Source organism: Brevundimonas diminuta 3F5N (assembly GCF_900163625.1).
Taxonomy (GTDB): Bacteria; Pseudomonadota; Alphaproteobacteria; order Caulobacterales; family Caulobacteraceae; genus Brevundimonas; species Brevundimonas diminuta_A.
Window position 1 is genome coordinate 58,270 of sequence record NZ_FUIE01000049.1, and the last position, 16,450, is coordinate 74,719.

A 16,450-nucleotide genomic window follows, 5' to 3' on the forward strand; every position below is an offset into this window, starting at 1 on the left:
CGTCAGACTCGCGCAAAAGCAGGCATGAAAAACGCCGGCTGGGGCGAACCCGGCCGGCGTCTTCATGTCTGGCGCTAAGCGCGGCTTACTGCGGCGAGATCATCTTCTCGGGGCGGACCCACTCGTCGAACTCTTCGTTCGTCAGATAGCCGCCGCCGACGGCTTCCTCGCGCAGGGTGGTGCCGTTCTTGTGCGCCGTCTTGGCGATCTTGGCGCAGGTGTCGTAGCCCAGCTTGGCGTTCAGGGCCGTGACCAGCATCAGGCTGTTTTCCAGGCCGTGCTTGATGTTGTCCTCGCGCGGCTCGATGCCGACGACGCAGTTGTCGGTGAAGCTGATGGCCGCATCGGCGACCAGACGGACCGATTGCAGGAAGTTGTAGGCCATCACCGGGTTATAGACGTTCAACTCGAAATGGCCTTGCGAGCCGGCGAACGACAAGGCGGCGTTGTTGCCGAACACCTGGACGCAGACCTGTGTCAGGGCTTCGCTCTGGGTCGGGTTGACCTTGCCCGGCATGATGGACGAGCCCGGCTCGTTTTCCGGCAGCGACAGCTCGCCTAGTCCAGCGCGCGGGCCCGAACCCAGGAAGCGGATGTCGTTGGCGATCTTGAACAGCGAGGCGGCGACCGTATTGATCGCGCCGTGGGTGAAGACCATGGCGTCGTGAGCGGCCAGGGCCTCGAACTTGTTCGGCGCCGTGGTGAAGGGCAGGCCGGTGATGCCTGCGATCTGGGCCGCGACCTTTTCAGCAAAGCCGATCGGGGCGTTAAGGCCGGTGCCGACGGCGGTGCCGCCCTGGGCCAGCTCCATCAGGCGCGGCAGGGTCTGCTCGATGCGCTCGATGCCCATGGCGACCTGGTGGGCGTAGCCGCCGAATTCCTGGCCCAGCGTCAGGGGCGTGGCGTCCTGGGTGTGGGTGCGGCCGATCTTGATGATGTGCGCCCAGGCCTTGGCCTTGGCGTCCAGCGCAGCGTGCAGGTGCTTCAAGGCGGGGATCAGGTCGTTGACCACCTGCTCGGCGCAGGCGACGTGCATGGCCGTCGGATAGGTGTCGTTCGACGACTGGCTCATGTTGACGTGGTCGTTGGGGTGGACCGGCTTCTTGGAGCCCATCTCGCCGCCCAGCATCTCGATGGCGCGGTTCGAGATCACCTCATTGGCGTTCATGTTCGACTGGGTGCCCGAACCCGTCTGCCAGACGACCAGCGGGAAGTGGTCGTTCAGCTTGCCTTCGATCACTTCATTGGCGGCGGCGATGATGGCGTCGGCCAGCTTGGCGTCCAGCTTGCCCAGATCGCGGTTGGTCTCGGCGGCGGCGCGCTTGACGATGCCCAGAGCACGCACGACCGGCAGGGGCTGTTTCTCCCAACCGATCTTGAAGTTCCCGAGCGAGCGCTGGGCTTGCGCGCCCCAGTAGCGATCAGCGGCGACCTCGATGGGGCCGAAGGTGTCGGTTTCGATACGAACGTTGCTCATGTGCGCGGGACTCGTCTCTCAGGCGTGGCGGGAAGATGCCGGGCGGTGTAGCACGCAGACGCGGCGGGGCAAGGCGAGCCGCACATCACGAAAGGCGGACGGCGCGTGGACGGCTGGATCGGAACCGGAAAGGTCAGGGCGCGCGAGCAGGGCGATGCGGTCGAGATCGCCATCGACGGCCTGACCACCCAGGCCAAATACTACAAGCCGCTGGTCTATGAGTTCATGCGCAAGGAATGGGCGTCGCGACCATCGTGGGGCGACTACGTCGTCGAGATCGTGATGGAGCATGTCGGCGACCCGCCTTGGATGGACCTGGATAATCTGGCCAAGGCTCTCCTGGACGCCATCAAGGGCTATCTGTTCCACGACGACAGTCAGGTCGCCCGCCTGCTGGTCGAACGCCGCGAAGGCGAACGGGAGCGGATTACTATTCGCGTGTTTCCTAGAAAGTAGGGCCACGAAAATAGGGGCCGCGCTGGGCGCGATCCCTATCCTTTGACCGATCAGACGAGGCGGATCAGCCTGCCGCGTTCGAGATCAACGTCTGCACGTCCTTCGGCTTGGCGATGTTCGAGCCGGCGGTCTTGTAGGTGGTCAGCTTGCCGCCTTCCCACAGGCCGACTTCCAGCGCCTTGCCGGCCGGATCGATCAGCAGATAGGCCGCGTTGACGCCGCCCTCATGCTGCTTGTTGCCCGAAGTGAACAGGACGGCGCCGTCTTTCTGCAGCGGCGCTTGAGTCTGCATGTTGGTCGCCAGAACGTCGAACTTGTCGCCCATCAGCGTCTTCAGATCAGCCGTGATCGCGCTGTCTTCCAGTAGCTTGGTCTCGTTCGGATATTTGCCGATCTGAGCGTTCAGCGCGCTCCAGTCCGCAGCGGCGGTTTCGGTTGCGGCAGGCGCGGCTTCAGTCGAGGCGGCCGGGGTTTCCGCCGGCGGCGTCGCTTCAGGCTGGCTGCAGGCGGCCAGCGTCAGGGAAACGGCGGCGACGGACATCAGGGACAGGCGCATGAAAACAACCTCGCTTAGGTAAGGAAGGGGAGGTTACGGCAACGCTTGTCTGCACCCAAAGGTTGCGTGACCTTTGGTGTGAGGGCGTTATTTCTTGCGGAACTGGTCCAGCGAAACGACCTTCGGCCCGTCGTCGTCCGAGGGCGGAGGCGGGGCGGCGTCCGGGTCGCGCGCAGGCGGCGACAGGGGCGCGATCTCTGCCTCGACGATTTCAGGCTCGTCGAACTGCAGCAGGAACTGCACGCTGGGGTCGTAGAAGCGGACTACGGCGCTGTAGGGCACGGTCAGCACCTTGGGCGCGCCGCCGAACTTCAGCATGACCGAGAACAGGTCCGGCTCGACCGCCAGATCCCAATACTGATGCTGCAGCACGACCGTCATTTCGTCCGGGTATTTGGCCAGGACGTCCGGCGGGACGCTGACGCCGGCGCCGCGGGTCTTGAAGGTGATGTAGAAGTGGTGGGCGCCAGGAATGCCCTCGGGCTCGGCCGCGCGCTCAAGCGCCAGGCGGATCACGCCGCGCAGGGCGTCCTGGGCGAGTTGCTCATAATGCATCTCGTCAACAGGGGGAGTTTGATCCGTCATCGGCGCCTCAAAAAAGGGGAACGCGCGACTGTTACCCGCCCAAGGCGAGCGACGGAAGACGCAGAGTCGCCTGCGGCAAAGGAATTTCGATGTCGGGAGAAGCGCCGGGATTCTGTTGCCAGGCTCCCGACAGGCCCCGCCTAAGGATCTGAACCCCTAGGACTTAAGTGTTCGAAATCAACCGAACCGCATTACGCGGCGAGGCGGACTTCTCCAGCGAAGTTATCGTTCGCAGTTAGATAAAGGCCCGATACGGTGGGCCAGGACGAGCGAAAGCAATCCTCTTTACACGTCCGTCGATGCTAGTCGGCCCCATGCTGCCTCCGCCGATAACGCGGGGAAGAAGTTGGTGGAGCCGCCGGGAATCGCACCCGGGTCCGGTCCGCTTATTACAGGCGCGTTTATCGCCATAGCTCGGGCGAACCCGAGCAGGATCAATATAGTATGGGCGGCGCGGCCTTCCAAGGGGCTGGCGAAGAAGTTCAGGCGAAACCGGGGTGACGGGGCCAGTCCCGCTGCTGGTTGCGGAACCAGGTCAGCTGGCGCTTGGCGTAGTTGCGGGTGGACTGCTTCACGGCCGCGACGGCGTCGGGCAAGGGCAGTTCACCGGCCAGATGCGCCGCCAGTTCGCGCACGCCGACAGCCTTCATCGCGGGCAGGTCCGGGTCGAGATCGCGGGCGACGAGGGCGCGCGCCTCGTCCAGCGCGCCGTGCGCCATCATCATGTCCACACGCGCATCGCATGAGGCGTAGAGGCGCTCGCGCGGCGGCTCCACGACCAGGGCGTCATAGCTGCCGGGCGCCAGCAGGGGCTGGGTGTCGGCCTTCCAGTCGCTGATCGCGCGGCCGCTGGCGCGATGCACGCTGAGGGCGCGGACCAGACGCTGGCGATCACCGGGGAAGACGGCGGCCTCGGCGGCGCGGTCGACCTCAGCCAGATGGCGGCGGAATGCGGCTTCGCCGCCGGTGTCATATTCCGCCTGTACTGCATCGCGCATTTCGACCGATACGGGAGGAATCTCGGCCAACCCCTTGGTCAAGGCGTTAAAATAGAGACCGGTGCCGCCGACCAGCAAGGCAGGTCGCCTCTCGGCGGCCAGTTCAGCCAGAAGGTCCATGACGGCTCGGCTCCAGCGGCCGACAGACCAGGCGTCGGCGGCGTCGGCCACGCCATAGAGACGGTGCGGGATTTCAGCCTCATCCTCGACCGAGGGGCGGGCGCTCAGCACGCGCAGGTCGGCGTAGAGCTGCTGGCTGTCGGCGTTGATGACGACGGCGCCCGTCGCGTGCGCGGTTTCCATCGCCAGGCGCGACTTGCCCGAGGCGGTTGGGCCGGCGATCAAGGTGATGATGGGCTGGGACAAAGGATCAACTCGCGAACGGGAGCTTAGGGCGATAGAACGCCCATCATCGGCCCGGCAAGTCCGTCGGGCCATGAAGGAGTCTCAATCGTGACCGACCGCGCCGCCGTTCTCGCCGCCCTCGACGCCGTGACCGACCCGAAGTCGGGCCAGGGCCTGGCGGCGGCCGGGCTGGTGCAGGGGCTGGTCGTGGCCGATGGTCGCGCGGGCTTCGTCATGGAAGTCCCGCACAATGAAACCGCGCGCTACGCCCCCGTGCGCGACGCGGCGGAAGCAGTGCTGAAAGCGATGCCGGGTATGGAGCGGGTGTCGGTCGTCCTGACCGCCGAAGCCGTGACCGCCGCGCCGCGCCGTACGGCGGGCCTGTCGAAGGCCGCGACAGATCAGGGACGGCCCAAGGCGCCTGTTCCGACGGATCGCCCCGCCCATGTGAAGCGCGTCCTGGCGGTCGCCAGCGGCAAGGGCGGCGTCGGAAAGTCGACGGTCTCGGTTAACCTGGCGGCGGCTCTGGCGGCGCGCGGTCTGTCGATCGGGGTGCTGGACGCCGATGTTTACGGCCCGTCGCTGCCGACCATGCTGGGGATTTCGGGCCAGCCCGCCTATGAGGACGGCGCCATGGTCCCGCACCTCGCGCATGGGCTGAAGGCCATGTCGGTGGGCCTGCTGACCAAGGCCGAGGACGCCATGATCTGGCGTGGGCCAATGGCGTCACAGGCCATCACCCAGATGCTGACCCAGACGCGCTGGGGGACGGAGGAGCAACCGCTGGACGTTCTGGTCATCGACCTGCCGCCCGGCACCGGCGACGTGCAACTGACCCTGATTCAGAAAACGCCGCTGGACGGGGCGGTGATCGTTTCGACGCCGCAGGAAGTGGCCCTGGCCGACGCCCGCCGGGCGCACACCCTGTTCGCCAAGGTCGGCGTGCCGACCCTGGGCCTGATCGAGAACATGAGCGGCGAGGTGTTCGGGACTGGCGGCGCCGAGGCCGAGGCCGCGCGCCTGGACGCGCCCTATCTGGGCGACCTGCCGCTGGACGGGGCGCTGCGCCGCGCGGGCGATGCGGGGCGGCCATTGGTCGCCGTTGACCCGCAGCACCCGGCGTCTGACCGTTTCCATCAGATCGCCGCGCAGGTCGCTGCGGCGCTGGGCCTCTGAGGGCGGGGACTATGGCTGAACAGGAAACGCCCGTGGTCGTCTGCGGCATTGATGGCAGCGCTCATGCCGAAACGGCCGTGCGTCTGGCGGCGCACCTGGCCAAGGCGAAGGGCGGCAAGCTGGCGCTGGTGGCGGTCAATCCGCTCAGTTCGGCCAGCGGCCACCCCGACATTCGCGCCTGGAAGGTCGAGGAGCAGGAGGCCATCCTGACCCGCTCGATGGCCGAGGCCCGCCGTCACTGCAAATCGGTCGAGGCCGTGACGACCGAGGGGCACGACGTCGCCGACGCCCTGATCGCCGCCGCCGCGCAACTGGGAGCGGACCACATCGTCGTGGGCACAGGCGACCGCAAGGGGGTGGTGAACTGGCTGATGGGCTCGACAGCCAAGGCCGTGGCCGCCCGCGCGCCGGTCAGCGTGACGATCGCGCGTCAGGCTTAAGCCGGCTCGACCACCACGGCGGTGCCGTAGGCCAGCACCTCGGTCACGCCGGGCATGATCTCATTGGCGTCGTAGCGCATGGCCAGGATGGCGTTGGCGCCGATCTCCTGCGCATGGGCGATCAGGTCGTCATAGGCTTCCTGCCGCGCGGCTTCGGCGAGTTTGACATAGGCGCCGACCTTGCCGCCGATCATCGACTGCACCCCGCCGATGGCGTCGGAGATGACGTTGCGCGAACGCACGGTGATTCCGCGCACCACGCCCAGTTGGCGCACGATGCGATGACCGGCCAGGTCATTGGTGGTGGCGACGATCATACGGCTCTTCCTTAGATTCAACGACGGTCCAGAACGGTGAAGGCGAAGGCGTGGTCGTCCTTCTCGCCCGCCTCATGCGGCTCGAACGCGGTGCGGACGAAGGCGGTTTCGTCAAAGGGCGGGAAGACCGCATCGCCTGTAGGCTCGGCCTCGACCTCGGTGATGTAAAGACGCCTGGCGCGGGGCAGGGCGGCGGCGAAAACCGCTGTGCCGCCGATGACGCAGACTTCGTCCACGCCGTCCTCCGCCGCCTGTTCGCGCGCGATGGACAGCGCTTCGTCCAGAGTGGTGCAGACCACAGCGCCTCTGGCCAGGCCCGCCTCAGCGTAGGATTCATCCTTGGTCAGGACGATGTTCAGGCGGCCGGGCAGGGGTTTCAACGGCAGGCTCTCCCAGGTCTTCCGACCCATGATGCAGGGCTTGCCCACGGTCACGGCCTTGAAACGTTGCAGATCTGACCGCAGCCGCCATGGTAGGTCGCCGTCCCGACCGATGACCCCGTTGCGGGCGCGGGCGACGACGAGGGCGATGGAGGGAACAGCCAAGCTGGTTTTCCGTTGTTGCTGGAACTTCACCAAACAAATGCCCTCGGAGCCTCTTGTGAACAAGTACGCCAAGCCCCTGATCGTCGGTTTCATCGTTCTGTTGGTCGTCTCCTTCTGTATTGGCTTCCTGGGGGGAGCGGTCGGGGCGGATTTGGGGATGCTGCCGATGATGGCGGGTCTCTTCGCTGGCGCCTTCACGGCTTACATCATGGCCAATCTGGCGGGTAACCGGGCCGGTGTAGCGGCATCCGAAGCTGATCGCGCCGCGGCAGCCAGCCTGACGCCGCCTCCCGGCAAGGCTCTTGTCATCATCTATCGCGAGGGATTCGTGGCGATGGCGGCGGGCATGAACTTGGCGCTGGACAATCGTGAGTTCGCTCAGATCAAGGGCGGCAAGTTCACCGCCTTGGCGGTCGATCCGGGCGAGCATGAGCTATCGGCCGGCTTCGGTGGTCTGGCCGGGCCGCAGAACAACGCTGCGACCGTCAGCTTCGTGGCGCGCGAGGGTCAGGCCTTCGCCTATCGGGCCACGGTGTCGATGGGCGCGGTCAAGAACAGCGTCGTGCTCGTGCCCGCGCCCGAAGACAAGGATGCGCTCAGCGCAAGACTGGCGCGCATGCCGATGACGGCGCCGGACAGCGCCGCCTCGACCTGATCAGGCGTCCGGCTCTAGCAGCTTCGAGCGGAACAGAAGGCCGCCGATCACCGCTCCGATCGCCGGGGCGAGGAAGAAGACCCAGACCTGGCTCAGCGCCTGGCCTCCGGCCAGCAGCGCTGGGCCGAAGCTGCGGGCCGGGTTGACCGACACCCCCGTCACCTGGATGCCGACGATGTGGATGACGGCCAGGGTGATGCCTATGGCGATCCCGGCGAAGGCGCCATGCCCCTTGGCCCCCGTCACGCCCAGGATGGCGATCAGGAAGATGGCGGTGGCGACGATCTCGAAGATCAGGGCGGCGTGCAGGCCGTACCCGCCTGGCGAGCCGGCGTCGAAGCCGTTCTGGCCCAGACTGGCGAAGCCCGTCTTGGCGATCATGCCCAGGATGGCCGCGCCGATGATCGCGCCGATGAACTGGGCGATCCAGTAGACGATCATGTCCTTGGCGCTCATGCGTCCGGCGACAAAGGCGCCCAGGCTGACGGCCGGATTGACGTGGCAGCCCGACACCGGCCCGATGCCATAGGCCATGGCGACGATGGCGAAGCCGAAGGCCAGGGCGATGCCCAACTGCCCGACGTGATCAAACCCGCCCAACACGGCGGCCCCACACCCGAAAAGCACCAGAACCAACGTGCCGACCAGTTCGGCGGCGAACTTCTTGACCATGAAACCCTCCCGTTTCCAGTCACCGCCTCATGGCGGATCACGGGGAGGGTGCGCTTAAACAGTCGATTTCGCCAGTCGTTGTTACGTGGGTTTACGCATCGGTCTTCAGCCAGCTCAGCCATTTGCGTTGCATCGCGGCGTTCAGATCCACGTCGGCGCGGTCGCAGTAGATCAGCAGCATGCCCAATACGTCCGCAGCCTCGTCGGCCAGGGCCTGCGGGTCGGCGGCGCCGCGGGCGCGGCTGGTCAGACGTAGATGCTCGGCGGTCAGCTCGCCTAGTTCTTCCTGCAGCTTCAACAGGGCCCAGTCGCGGTCGCGGTCGATAGAATGTTCGCGCGCATAGATGTCGGAGATGCGGAGGACATCCGCCTGAAGATCGGTGAGTTTCATCGGGGTGATGTCAGCCTTAGACGGCGACGGCGGCCTTGATATGCGGCCAGGACTGGTAGTCGTTCAGCACGAAGTCCGACAGCTCGAAGCCAAACAGGTTGTCCTTGTCCGCGACCGTCAGGGTCGGCAGGGGCAGGGGGGCGCGGCTTAGTTGAAGCTCGGCCTGCTCAATATGGTTCAGATACAGGTGGGCGTCGCCGAAGGTGTGGACGAAGTCGCCCGGCTCCAGCCCAACGACCTTGGCCAGCATGTGCGTCAACAGGGCGTAGGAGGCGATGTTGAACGGCACGCCCAGGAAGACGTCGGCTGAGCGTTGATACAGCTGGCAGCTCAGCTTTCCGTCGGCGACGAAGAACTGGAACAGGCAGTGACAGGGCGGTAGAGCCATGTCGTCCACGTCGGCCGGGTTCCAGGCGCTGACGATGTGGCGGCGGCTGTTGGGGTTAGTCTTAAGGCCGTGCACCAGCTTCTGGATCTGGTCGATGCTCGAGCCGTTCGGGGCGGCCCACGAGCGCCACTGCTTGCCATAGACGGGGCCGAGGTCGCCGTTCGCGTCGGCCCATTCGTCCCAGATACTGACGCCGTTGTCCTTCAACCAGGCGATGTTGGTCTCGCCGCGCAGGAACCAGAGCAGCTCGATGAAGATCGACCGCGTGTGCAGCTTCTTCGTCGTCAGCAGGGGGAAGCCCTTGGACAGATCAAAGCGCATCTGGCGGCCGAACACGCCCAGGGTGCCTGTGCCGGTTCTATCGTCACGCCGAACGCCGTTGTCGAGGATGTCCCGCAGCAGGTTCAGATACTGCCATTCAGGATGGTCGGCGGGCGCGGCCGCCGTGCGGGCTTCGAGATCGGCGATGGCGACGGCGGCGTTCATGGGAAGTGAACATGAGGCTGATTCAACCGTGTCGTCACCTGCAACGAATCATTGTGCACAGAAAAGAGAAACGCCCGCCGATCAGATCGGCGGGCGCCCCCTTATTCAAGCGCCGTGATGGCGATCAGTACGTCGGCGCCAGGCGCTCGTTCTGCACCCAGCCGATGTTGTCGTCGGCGTCCAGAACCTCGACCCAGTCGCCGCGCGCCTTGCCGGTGGGGAACACCACGTCGCGGGCGGCCAAGGGACGGATGGTGTCGCCGTCAGGCGCAGTGCGGAGGATCGTCGGCAGCGCCAGGCTGCGGCTCGACATCGACGGGCGCTCAGCATAGCGACGGCGGTCGTCTTCCTCGCGGCGGATTTCATCGCGAATACGGCGGCGCTCGGCTTCGCGTTCGCGCTCGGCCCGTTCCAGTTCGCGGCGCTCATCTGCGGCCTGACGGCGCGCGTCAGCTTCACGGCCGGCGGTTTCGGCGGCGATCGCCTCGCGGTTGGCGCGGGTGACGTCCGGAAGCTGGGAGCCGGTGCCGCCCAGGCTGGTCACCAGATCGGCATAGCCGCGCACCATCGCCAGGGCGATGACCTTGCCTTCGTCTTGGCTTTCATAGCCCGCGCCGACGCGGCCGCCGAAATGATTGTCGCGGATGCGCAGGCCGCGCAGATCGTCCTTGTTCGCCACGGCGCGCGTGTTGCCGACCGTTTCGGCCAGAGGCACGCTGGCAAGCGAGAAGACGACCTGGGCGTCTTCCTTACCGCGACCGATGTCCTTCTTGAGATCGCGAATCCGTTCGACCGTATTGGCGTTCAGGGCAGGGGCCGGTCCTTGAGCGGGTTGCCCGCCCTGGCCGCCGAGGACGTTGCCAGCCATGTTCGCGGCGGCGTTCAGAGCCTGCATCTGCAAGGGGTTTAGCCCCGCCTCGGCGCCAAGCCCGCCCAGACCGCTCAGACCGCCCAGACCGCCGAAACCTCCGAGGCCGCCGCCGCCGAGACCGCCGCCCATATCTCCGCCCGTCGCCGCAGCGATGCCTGCGGTGAGCAGGGCGCGTCCGCCGACGGCGGCCAAGGAGCCGAGCAGGCCGGACCCGCGGTCGTTGTCGGTCGGCTCTATCGGGTTGGCCAGTTCAGCGACCAGGACAAAATCGGCCGTGCGGACGCGGGCGGCGCCGCCGAGGCTGCGCTCACGCTCCACCAGATCCATGCCGCGTCCACGTTCGATCAGGGTGAAGCAGCCGGATTCGCGGATCACGGTGCGCAGCAGTTCGGTCGGCGCGCCCAGGCCCATCTGGTCGAAGAGAACGCCTTGCGTTTCGGCGATCGCCACAGTGCCCAGGTTCTGGGTGCAACGCGGCGTCTCATTGATGACTTGAGCCGCTTCCGCATTGTTGCGGCGGCCGAAAATTTGCGCGTCCGCCGGCGTAGCGGAGGCTGCGATGAGAGCGGACGTTGCCGTCAGGGCGAGGGCGAAGCGATTCATGATGTCTGCGGCTGACTGTTGAGGTTCAACCGGCCTTAGCTTTGCTGTGGCGGCAAAGCAATCAAAGGTATTTGAAGATTATCCTGAAAAACCGCCGGAATTTAAAAACTCGACCTCATGAGGCGTGGTGCTGCGATACAGGCAGGCGTTTCTGTGCGGAAAGCGACCGAAGCGGGCGATGATGTCGCGGTGGATAACGGCGAACTTATAGGTTTCCGGTTCGCTCTCCGCATTGAGGAGAGTCAGAAGCTGTTCCTGATCCGTCAGCGCTTCAGAGTGCATCAGGGGCATTAAGATGAAGGCGCGCAGTTCCAGAGCGACGTTTTGGTGGTGACCTCGCCGGATCGCTTCCTTCGCAAAGCCGAGCGCCAGGGGATCGGTTGCGAACATATGGGCCGTGTCGCGAAAGGCGTTTCGCGGCAACTGATCCAGCAGGATGATCAGGGCCAGGGCGGCATCAGGCGTTTCGATCCAGTGATCCAGTTCTCGGCGTGCGGCGGCGTAATGAGTGTCGCAGCAGCGGTCGGAGAATGTGCGGTCGAAGGCGACGTCCTTGGCGAACCATTTGTCCGGCCCGGCGTCAGACCAGAAATCCAGCACTTCAGTAGGGGAGAGGAGTGGCGTCATGCCGCAAGCCTAGCAGCGGCGCGCGAAAAAACACGGCCTGAGCCGCGTCGCTTGCATTCACAATCAAGGGAAAGATGGTCGGAGTGATAGGATTCGAACCTACGACCCCCGCGTCCCGAACGCGGTGCTCTACCAGACTGAGCCACACTCCGACTTTCGCAAATCAAACGTCCCGTGGGCCGCCATCTGCGTCGAGGAGGGGGCTTATAGCCATGCCGACCGACCCTCGCAAGCGGGTAAATGAGGCTCCCGAAAAAAGTCTCGGGTCGATGAAAATTCTTTCGTTTTCAGGTGTTGCATCACCCGAAACCTTGGCGTAGATGACCGCCCTCGCCGCGACGCACAGCGCTCGGCGGGGAACACCGGACCGCTGGGGAATGGTGTAATGGTAACACTACGGTTTTTGGTACCGTCATTCTAGGTTCGAGTCCTAGTTCCCCAGCCATCGGTTTTTGCTGAAGAAATCGCCCTTCGGGGCGTCTCCCTGAACATCACGACTGCAAGCTCCGTGGCGAAGAACAAACGTCTTCACCAGCGACTTGCCGCGATCGATGAAATCCCCCGATCATTTCCGGAATCAAAATAGCGTAGCCGTTCTTATCGCGTTGGCATGCGGCCATGGCCGCTCGATTGGTGAGGATGCGCTCTTGAAGACCTGGTTCGGCGGAATCGCACAGCAGCGGCCCTTGCCGCATGACGCGACCTGCGCCTGTCACTCGCCCCAAGCGCGGAATCTGCTGGCCCGAATGGAAGCGGGCATGTCGCGACGCTCGATCCTGGCCGGTGCGGCCGCGGGCTTCGCCGCAGCTGGGCTTGGCGTCGCTTCGCCGGCGTTCGCACAAGAGTCGGCCAAGCCGCGCCTGCTCGCCAATGTGCGTATCTTCGACGGAACGAGCGCGCGTCTGATCGAGGGCCGAAACCTCCTCATCGTCGGCGACATGATCCAGGCGCTGGTGCCGGCGGGCGAGATTGTCACGGACGCCGATGTGGTGGATTGCGGCGGGCGTGTCCTGATGCCGGGCATGATCGACGCTCACTGGCACGCCATGCTGGCCGGCATTTCCCAGATGGCGGCGATGACCGCAGATATTCCCTATCTGCACCTCGTGGCGGCCCAGGAGGCCGAGCGCACGGTGATGCGGGGCTTCACGACCGTTCGCGACATGGGCGGCCCCAGCTTTGCGTTGAAGCGCGCGATTGATGAAGGGCGTTTCGCCGGGCCGCGCATCTATCCGTCGGGCTCAATGATCTCCCAGACCTCGGGGCATGGCGATTTCCGGATGCGGGCCGACTTGCCCCGAACGTCCCAAAGCACGCTTAGCGTCGCCGAACAGGCGGGAATCGCCGCCATCGCCGACGGCGAGGCCGAGGTTCTGCGCCGCGTGCGCGAACAACTGATGCTCGGCGCCAGCCAGATCAAGATTCACGCGGGCGGCGGCGTCGCTTCGACCTATGATCCAGTCGACGCCCTGCAATATACGGAAGCCGAGATGAAGGCGGCGGTGGCCGCCGCTACGGACTGGGGCGTCTATGTCTGCGCCCACACCTATACGCCCGCAGGCATCCAGCGGGCGTTCGCCTGCGGGGTGAAGTCCATCGAGCATGGACAGATGGCGGACGAGGAGACCGTGCGACGCATGGCGGATGCGGGCGCATGGTGGAGCATCCAGCCCTTCCTGGCGGACGAGGACGCGAATGTTTACCCCTCGCCTGAGCAGCGCGCCCAACAGCAGATCATCGCTGAAGGCACGGCTCGCGCGGTCGAATGGGGCCGCAAGCACAAGGTCAACATGGCTCTGGGCACCGATATCCTGTTCAGCCCCAAGGGGACGACGACGCAGGGCAAGCAGTTGGCCAAATTCGCGCGCTGGTATGGCGCGGCCGAAGTGCTGCGGATGCTGACGGGCGGCAACGCAGAGATCCTGAAGCTATCCGGGCCGCGCAATCCCTATCCGGCGAAGCTGGGGCGCATCGAGGCCGGCGCCTACGCCGATCTTCTGGTGGTCGAGGGCGATCCGCTGGCGGACATCTCGGTAATCGCCGACCCGGAGCGCACGATGAAGCTGATCATGAAAGCCGGGCGCATTCACAAGAACACGCTCTAGGAAGCCCGCCCGTCAGCGCCGTCAGGCGGAAAGCAGCGCCAGCAAGGCGAAGCTGGCCAGCCAGTGCTCGCCCATATAGTCGCCGGTGACGTGGGGCAGGGCGGCGTCCAGATGGATGGCCGCCGCCTTTTCTCCGACGGTGCGGCGCGGATCATCGGCGGGCAGACCCGCCACGACTTCGCGCCAGCACCAGCCGCGGCTCAGATTCAGGCCGTCCAGATGGGCGATCTTGCCGTCGGTGCGGTCGCTGACGCGAGCGGGCGCCATCAGGGTCGCAGGCCGCCCCTCGGCCAGGGCGGGCAGGAAGGCGTCGAACCAGGCGCGGAAGGCTTCAGGCGACAGCACGCGCCGCATCAGGGCGGCTTCCATGAGGGCGGGCGACAGGAACTCGTCCTGCGACGGCTCCCACGCCTGGCAGTCGCGATCCTCGGCATGCCAGCGCAAGGCGGCGTCGCGGCAAAGGGAGGCCAGGTCGGCGTCGTGGGCGTCGGCGTAATCCAGCGTCAGCCGAAGGGCGAAGGCGGTGTTGTAGTGCGTGCCCGTGCGCACCGGATAGTCGGCCAGCGGCAGGAAGGCTTTGAACCGTTCGACGAAGACGTGGGCCAGAGGACGCAGGGTCGCGGCCCAGCGGCGGCCTTCATCGGTGTCGTGGCGTGCCAGTTCAGCGGCCAGCATCAACAGCCAGGCCCAACCGTAGGGGCGCTCGAAACCGCGCGCCTCTGGACGCTCCAGATAGGCGACCTCTCCGGCGATGTTTTTCGGCGTGAACAACTCGTCGGCGAGGGCGCGAATGCGGGGCGCCTCAACCATGTCGGAGTGCAAGCGATAGAGGGTGAACAGGGTCCACCAGCCATGCACGCAGGAATGCCAGTCAAAGCTGCCGAAGAAGATCGGATGCATGTCGCGCGGCGTGCGGGCGTCCTGCGGTCCCGTCAGCACATGCATGATGTGGTTGGGATATTCCCGCGTCACATGGCCCAGCGCCGTTGCGGCGAAACGAGAGGCGAGGGCGGGGTCGAAGCTTTGCGTCATGATCCGAACCGGAAAGCGAGGAAGTACATCAGCAGCATATTGGCGAACAGCATGACGACCGCCGTCGGCAACTGGGCGCGGATGACGCCATTCAGCGGCGAGTTGCGGTCGGGCAGCTCCAGCAGATTGGCGGGCACCACGTTGAAGTTGGCGGCCATGGGCGTCATCAGCGTCCCGCAGAATCCGGCCAGCATGCCGATGGCGCAGACGATGGCCGGATCGCCGCCGAACTGATGCACCACGATAGGCAAGCCGATGGCGGCGGTCATGACGGGGAAGGCGGCGAAGGCGTTGCCCATGATGACGGTGAACAGGGCCATCCCCGCGCAATAGGCGAACACCGCCATGAAGGCCGAGGTCATGGGAATGACCTGCGCGATCAGATCGCCGACCACCTGTCCCACATCAGCGGCCAGGAAGACCGCGCCCAGCGAGGCCAGCATCTGCGGCAGCAGCGCCGCCCATCCGATGGAGTCCATCAGCCGACGGCCTTCCTGAACCGGCGCCATGACGGGCGGGCGGAACCAGGCCATGGCGGCGAACAGGGCGATGACGCAGCCCAACCCCAGTGAGATCAGCGTGGTCTGGACCGGCGAGATCAGCCATGCGCCTGCTGCTGTGTGCTTGGCCAGCAGGGTGCCGCCCACTGCGACCAGCGGAACCATCAGCGCGGGGACGAACAAGGCGTTCTTCCAGCGGGCCGCGCTGGCCTGGCGTTGCTCGGGCGAGGTGGTGGCGGGCTTGCCGACGCCCAGCTTGCCGGAAGCTCCGATAATCACCAGGGCGATAACCAGCATCCCGTTGCCGAACCCGCCCAACCAACTGCCGAACAGCATGGACAGGGCGATCAGCCCCCAGAACAGGGCGCTGCGGAACCGCGTCGGGTTCTGCGGATCACGCAGGCTGAGAATGGAGAAGGCCGCGAACATCAGCCCGGTCGCGATATAGGCGTGCTCAAGCGTGATCATTGGCCGGCCTCGACGTCGGTCGAGGCGTTCGGAACCGCCATATCCTTCTGCACCTGACGGTCGAACATCAACAGGCGCGCGCCGTGGACCAGGAAGGCGACGATGGCTGTGGGGATGGCCCACAGGGAAACATGCAGCGCTTCGACCCGGATACCTGCCTGCTCCAGAAAGCCGACGATCAGGACGATGGAGCCGATGGCGATGAAGATGTCTTCGCCGAAGAACAGGCCGATGTTGTCCGTGCCAGCCGCCATGCCGCGAATGCGGAAACGGGCCTTGTCGGTCAGGGGGCCGTGCTCGCTCTCGGCGGCGCCTTCGGCCATGGGCGCGATCAGGGGGCGCACCATCTGTGGGTGACCGCCCAGAGAGGTCAGGCCGAGCGCCGACGTCGCCTGCCGCACCAGCAGATAGATCAGCATCAGCCGCCCGGCAGTCGCCGCCTTGACCTTGGTCACCAGGTCGCGCGCCCGCTCCTGCAGGCCTGCGCGCTCCAACAGGCCGATTACTGGCAGGACCAGCCAGGTGATGTGGAAATAGCGGTTGTCGTTGAAGGCCTGACCGAAGCGCGAGATCGTGTCGATTCCAGCTTGGAACAGGCTGTGAGCATCAGCGCCGGGGCCGACCGCCGCCAGCACGCCGGTGGCGATGGCGGCGATCAGGATGACCACCAGCGGATTGATCCGCGCAACAAAGCCCGCGACCACGATCGCAATGCCGATCAACACAAGCATGGGCTCAGATCCTCCCCAGAATCTGT

The 16,450-nt window shown here is 65.7% G+C and carries 19 protein-coding genes, 2 tRNA genes and 1 other RNA gene; 6 read left to right on the forward strand and 16 right to left on the reverse strand.

Annotated features, from left to right (window positions below):
• Positions 1-85 precede the first annotated feature (85 nt).
• Entirely contained in the window at positions 86-1,477 is a 1,392-nt protein-coding gene (fumC, locus tag FM111_RS09440; RefSeq protein ID WP_087140703.1) for a class II fumarate hydratase, read from the reverse strand.
• 105 nt (positions 1,478-1,582) lie between these two features.
• Here fumC and FM111_RS09445 point away from each other — a divergent pair, with 105 nt between their 5' ends.
• The gene (locus FM111_RS09445; protein ID WP_087140704.1) at positions 1,583-1,933 is read left to right on the forward strand and encodes a RusA family crossover junction endodeoxyribonuclease; all 351 of its coding nucleotides are present in this window, start codon (positions 1,583-1,585) and stop codon (positions 1,931-1,933) included.
• A 64-nt stretch (positions 1,934-1,997) separates the two neighbouring features.
• Here FM111_RS09445 and FM111_RS09450 read toward each other — a convergent pair whose 3' ends face one another.
• From FM111_RS09450 to miaA, 4 genes are all read right to left on the reverse strand, one after another.
• Positions 1,998-2,489, reverse strand: coding sequence for a hypothetical protein (locus tag FM111_RS09450; RefSeq protein ID WP_087140705.1), 492 nt, complete (start codon positions 2,487-2,489; stop codon positions 1,998-2,000).
• Between the two features lie 87 nt (positions 2,490-2,576).
• Positions 2,577-3,074 carry an SspB family protein gene (locus tag FM111_RS09455; protein WP_046652932.1) on the reverse strand — a complete coding sequence of 166 codons (498 nt, stop codon included), beginning with the start codon at positions 3,072-3,074 and terminating at the stop codon, positions 2,577-2,579.
• Positions 3,075-3,174: 100 nt separating this feature from the next.
• Positions 3,175-3,543: a transfer-messenger RNA gene (ssrA, locus tag FM111_RS09460) on the reverse strand.
• A 13-nt stretch (positions 3,544-3,556) separates the two neighbouring features.
• A complete protein-coding gene (gene miaA, locus FM111_RS09465) occupies positions 3,557-4,438 on the reverse strand; it encodes a tRNA (adenosine(37)-N6)-dimethylallyltransferase MiaA (protein WP_087140706.1) in 882 nt (293 codons plus the stop codon).
• Between the two features lie 87 nt (positions 4,439-4,525).
• Between miaA and FM111_RS09470 the strand changes: the two genes are divergently transcribed.
• Positions 4,526-5,593: an Mrp/NBP35 family ATP-binding protein gene (locus FM111_RS09470; protein ID WP_087140707.1), complete on the forward strand. Its 1,068-nt coding sequence runs from the start codon at positions 4,526-4,528 to the stop codon at positions 5,591-5,593.
• 11 nt (positions 5,594-5,604) lie between these two features.
• The gene (locus tag FM111_RS09475; protein WP_087140708.1) at positions 5,605-6,033 is read left to right on the forward strand and encodes a universal stress protein; all 429 of its coding nucleotides are present in this window, start codon (positions 5,605-5,607) and stop codon (positions 6,031-6,033) included.
• Here FM111_RS09475 and FM111_RS09480 read toward each other — a convergent pair.
• Positions 6,030-6,350: a YbjQ family protein gene (locus tag FM111_RS09480; RefSeq protein ID WP_087140709.1), complete on the reverse strand. Its 321-nt coding sequence runs from the start codon at positions 6,348-6,350 to the stop codon at positions 6,030-6,032. The genes FM111_RS09475 and FM111_RS09480 overlap by 4 nt on opposite strands.
• Before the next feature lie 17 nt (positions 6,351-6,367).
• Complete coding sequence (locus tag FM111_RS09485) at positions 6,368-6,880, reverse strand: dihydrofolate reductase (protein WP_373407970.1); 513 nt, start codon at positions 6,878-6,880, stop codon at positions 6,368-6,370.
• A 70-nt stretch (positions 6,881-6,950) separates the two neighbouring features.
• Between FM111_RS09485 and FM111_RS09490 the strand changes: the two genes are divergently transcribed.
• Positions 6,951-7,550, forward strand: coding sequence for a hypothetical protein (locus tag FM111_RS09490; RefSeq protein WP_143276083.1), 600 nt, complete (start codon positions 6,951-6,953; stop codon positions 7,548-7,550).
• On the opposite strand, the gene FM111_RS09495 is transcribed toward FM111_RS09490, so the two are convergent.
• From FM111_RS09495 to FM111_RS09520, 6 genes are all read right to left on the reverse strand, one after another.
• Positions 7,551-8,222, reverse strand: a complete 672-nt coding sequence (locus FM111_RS09495) for an aquaporin (protein ID WP_087140712.1) — start codon at positions 8,220-8,222, stop codon at positions 7,551-7,553.
• Positions 8,223-8,313: 91 nt separating this feature from the next.
• Positions 8,314-8,613, reverse strand: a complete 300-nt coding sequence (locus FM111_RS09500; RefSeq protein WP_087140713.1) for a phosphoribosyl-ATP pyrophosphohydrolase — start codon at positions 8,611-8,613, stop codon at positions 8,314-8,316.
• Positions 8,614-8,629: 16 nt separating this feature from the next.
• A complete protein-coding gene (locus FM111_RS09505) occupies positions 8,630-9,487 on the reverse strand; it encodes a thymidylate synthase (protein ID WP_087140714.1) in 858 nt (285 codons plus the stop codon).
• Positions 9,488-9,611: 124 nt separating this feature from the next.
• The gene (locus FM111_RS09510) at positions 9,612-10,961 is read right to left on the reverse strand and encodes a hypothetical protein (protein ID WP_087140715.1); all 1,350 of its coding nucleotides are present in this window, start codon (positions 10,959-10,961) and stop codon (positions 9,612-9,614) included.
• Between the two features lie 78 nt (positions 10,962-11,039).
• Positions 11,040-11,588: a DUF924 family protein gene (locus tag FM111_RS09515; RefSeq protein ID WP_087140716.1), complete on the reverse strand. Its 549-nt coding sequence runs from the start codon at positions 11,586-11,588 to the stop codon at positions 11,040-11,042.
• A 75-nt stretch (positions 11,589-11,663) separates the two neighbouring features.
• Positions 11,664-11,740, reverse strand: a tRNA-Pro gene (locus tag FM111_RS09520).
• 219 nt (positions 11,741-11,959) lie between these two features.
• Here FM111_RS09520 and FM111_RS09525 point away from each other — a divergent pair.
• Together FM111_RS09525 and FM111_RS09530 are read left to right on the forward strand one after the other, a co-directional pair.
• Positions 11,960-12,033, forward strand: a tRNA-Gln gene (locus tag FM111_RS09525).
• Between the two features lie 313 nt (positions 12,034-12,346).
• Positions 12,347-13,693, forward strand: a complete 1,347-nt coding sequence (locus FM111_RS09530; RefSeq protein WP_256968172.1) for a metal-dependent hydrolase family protein — start codon at positions 12,347-12,349, stop codon at positions 13,691-13,693.
• Positions 13,694-13,714: 21 nt separating this feature from the next.
• Here the strand turns inward: FM111_RS09530 and FM111_RS09535 are convergent, their stop codons facing one another.
• Genes FM111_RS09535 through FM111_RS09545 form a run of 3 tightly spaced genes read right to left on the reverse strand, consistent with a single transcriptional unit; the run spans position 13,715 to position 16,424 of the window.
• Positions 13,715-14,725 (reverse strand): DUF2891 domain-containing protein, encoded by a 1,011-nt coding sequence (locus FM111_RS09535; protein ID WP_087140718.1) that lies wholly within the window; start codon positions 14,723-14,725, stop codon positions 13,715-13,717.
• A complete protein-coding gene (locus FM111_RS09540; RefSeq protein WP_087140719.1) occupies positions 14,722-15,693 on the reverse strand; it encodes a DUF979 domain-containing protein in 972 nt (323 codons plus the stop codon). Before FM111_RS09540 ends, FM111_RS09535 begins: the two co-directional genes overlap by 4 nt.
• Positions 15,690-16,424 carry a DUF969 domain-containing protein gene (locus FM111_RS09545; protein ID WP_087140720.1) on the reverse strand — a complete coding sequence of 245 codons (735 nt, stop codon included), beginning with the start codon at positions 16,422-16,424 and terminating at the stop codon, positions 15,690-15,692. The genes FM111_RS09540 and FM111_RS09545 overlap by 4 nt, the downstream gene beginning before the upstream one ends.
• Positions 16,425-16,450 lie beyond the last annotated feature (26 nt).